This is a genomic window from Streptomyces capoamus, from assembly GCF_014654935.1.
Classification (GTDB): domain Bacteria; phylum Actinomycetota; class Actinomycetes; order Streptomycetales; family Streptomycetaceae; genus Streptomyces; species Streptomyces capoamus.
In genome coordinates, this window is the sequence record NZ_BNBF01000039.1 from 16,182 (window position 1) to 19,005 (window position 2,824).

Sequence of the window (2,824 nt, forward strand, 5' to 3'; positions counted from 1 at the left end):
GGCTTGGCGGAGGTGACACAAAAGTGTTGACCTTGATTGCGGAACGCCCATCGGAAAACAACCTGACATATCCGGTCGGCGATATTTCACGGACCGTCCGCAGCCCGCGACAATCAAGGAAATACACACGCGCGGATTCGAAGGGGTGTCCCTGTTGTTCGTGCCCGACCCGTATCGGGAGCCGGACGGTTCCTGGACCGTGGAACTCGTCCGCTCCAGCCCCCTGGCCGTGCTGGCCTGCAACGGCGCCGCGGACGACGTTCCCTTCGCCACGCATCTGCCCGTCATACCCGACCCGGTGACCACCCCGGACGGCCTGGCCGAGCTGCCCGGCGCGACGCTGCTCGGCCATATGAACCGGGCCAATCCGCACTGGGCGGCACTCGAGGACGGCATGCCCGTGCTGGCGATCTTCTCGGGAGCCCACTCCTATGTGTCGCCCACCCTCTACGCGATCAGTCCGGCCGCCCCCACCTGGAACTTCACCTCGGTCCACGTGCGGGGCACCCTGCGCAGGATCGAGCCGGACATCGCCGGCGAGGAGACCCTGGGCGTCGTCCAAGCCACGGTCCGCGCCTTCGAGGCCCGGTTCGGCACCGGCTGGGACATGACGGACTCCGTCGACTACTTCCGCAAGATCGTGCCCGCGGTCGGCGCCTTCCGGATCGAGGTGACCGCGGCGCAGGGCATGTTCAAGCTCAGCCAGGAACAGCACCCGGAGGTCTCCGCGCGCGTACGGGAGGCGTTCGCCGCCGGTACGGGGCTGCGCAGGGAGGTCGCCTCCCTCATGGAGCGGCTCCCGTCCCCGGCGCCGTCCTGCCCGCACTCCGCCTGACCGGGCCGCCTCCTTCGCCCCCCGGTCCCCGCAGCCGACCACCGACAGGAGCAGCACCCCGCATGCCCGTCTACGCCACGCCCAAGCCGATCCTGGCCACCGTCGAACTCGACATCGGAAGCCTGCGGTTCGTCGCGGAGGACCGGTCCGACACCGTGGTCGACGTCCGTCCCGTGGACGCCGCCCGCCCGGCCGACGTGAAGATCGCCCAGCAGACCACCGTCGAGTACGCCGACGGGCGGCTCGTGGTCGCCGCGCCCAAGCAGCGCCCGGTCCTCGGCCGGGGCGGCGGCATCGAGATCACCGTCACCCTGCCGGCCGGTTCCCAGGTCGAGGCGAGCGCCGGCTGGGCGGACGTCTCCTCCGAGGGACGGCTGGCCGACTGCACGGTCACGACCGTGTCCGGCACGGTCCATCTCGACGAGGCGGGCCCGCTGTGGCTGACCACCGACTCCGGTGACATCACCGCGAGCCGCGCCCACGGCCGTACGCAGGCCGCCAGCGGCTCCGGCAGCCTGCGCTTCCACGTCCTGGAGGACAGCGCGGTGCTCAGGACGAAGCAGGGCTCCACCACCGTCGGCGACGCCCTCGCCGACCTGACCGTGGACGGCGCCAACGGCGACATCACCGTCGACCGCGCCGAAGGCTCGGTCACCGCGCGGACCACCCACGGCACCGTGCGGGTGGGCGAAGCGGTCCGCGGCTCCCTGGTCCTGGAGGTGGCGTCCACCGGAAGCATCGAAATCGGCGTCCGCGAGGGCAGCACCGCCCGTCTCCACCTCACCTCGGTCAAGGGCCGCGTCCACAACGCGCTGTCGGAGACCGCCGAGCCGGGCGGTGCCGGGGAGCGCGTGGAGGTCCGCGCCCGCACCAAGCACGGCGGGATCGACGTGCGCCGCGTCCCCTCCCGCGCCGCCTGACCCGGCTCTCCCTCCCCCGCGGGTCCCCCGCCCGCGGTACCGCGCCCGGCACCGCCCCCATCCCGTGCCGGGCGCGGCCTTTCGCCCCCCTACGAGCCGTTTCGCTCCGCTTCGCGGACCGGCGCGGTGGTGACCCCGTCACCACCGCGTGCCGCCGGCACGGTGACCGGACCACACCCGGGGCGCTCCCGGACCGCCCGCCCGCCCCTCTCGGGCCACCGGAACCCCGTCTCCCGGCGCCGAAACGGCTCCTCCCCGCCGCCGCCGGACCACCGCCGGCCGCTCCGTGATGCTCCGCCGCGCACGCCGGCGCCCGGCTGTGTGGCGAGTGCACCTGGGCCGGACCCCCCGCACCGTCGCACCGTGGACGGCGTGAGCAGACCCCCTGGGGGAAGGGAGAGAACCGGTGAGCCTGATGACCACCGAGCGCCGGCCGGCGAACCCGGTCGTCGGTGACGTGTGCGCCGAGCTGTTCGCCTCGCTGCCGCGCAGTGACCAGCGCCGCAAGGGCGAGCTGTACGTGCGCGGGCTGCTGGAGGCCGAGGGCCGCAAGTCCGTACGGAACATCGCCGCCCACGTCGGCGGCCGCGCGGCGGAACAGAGCCTGCACCACTTCGTCGCGGCCTCCACCTGGGAGTGGGCGCCGGTACGCGCGGCCCTGGCCCGCTATCTGGAACACACCCTGCGGCCCCGCGCCTGGGTCGTGCGGCCCACCGTCATCTCCAAGGCCGGCACCGAGTCGGTGGGTGTCGCCCCGCGCTTCGTCTCGGGGCTCGGCCAGGTCGTCAACAGCCAGGTGGCGCTGGGCGCCTGGGCGGTCGGCGAGGAGCACGGCTGCCCGGTGAACTGGCGGCTGGCGCTGCCCGGCAGGTGGCGCGAGAGCATCCGCTCGCGCTCCCCGCGCATCCCCGAGTCGGAACTGGCCGCGCATCCGCTCGACTGCGCCGTCCGCGTGGCGGACCAGCTCCAGGGCTGGGCCGGGCCGCCGCACCGCCCCGTGGTGCTCGACCTAGCGGACGCCGATCCGGTGGCCGTGGACCGCCGGCTGGCCGGGACGCCGTACATCTGC

The 2,824-nt window shown here is 73.7% G+C and carries 3 protein-coding genes; all 3 read left to right on the forward strand.

Annotated elements, in window-relative coordinates; all coding sequences use genetic code 11:
- The first annotated feature begins 160 nt into the window (after positions 1-160).
- Positions 161-835, forward strand: coding sequence for an FMN-binding negative transcriptional regulator (locus tag IE312_RS35695; protein WP_229900844.1), 675 nt, complete (start codon positions 161-163; stop codon positions 833-835).
- A gap of 62 nt (positions 836-897) precedes the next feature.
- Positions 898-1,755, forward strand: a complete 858-nt coding sequence (locus IE312_RS35700; protein WP_189986489.1) for a DUF4097 family beta strand repeat-containing protein — start codon at positions 898-900, stop codon at positions 1,753-1,755.
- Between the two features lie 415 nt (positions 1,756-2,170).
- The coding region (locus tag IE312_RS35705; RefSeq protein WP_229900850.1) for an IS701 family transposase at positions 2,171-2,824 on the forward strand (654 nt) is incomplete at its 3' end.

Bases quoted from the DNA above. Each gene is read 5' to 3' on its own strand.
- IE312_RS35700 (WP_189986489.1), top strand. From the start codon at position 898: ATGCCCGTCTACGCCACGCCCAAGCCGATCCTGGCCACCGTCGAACTC.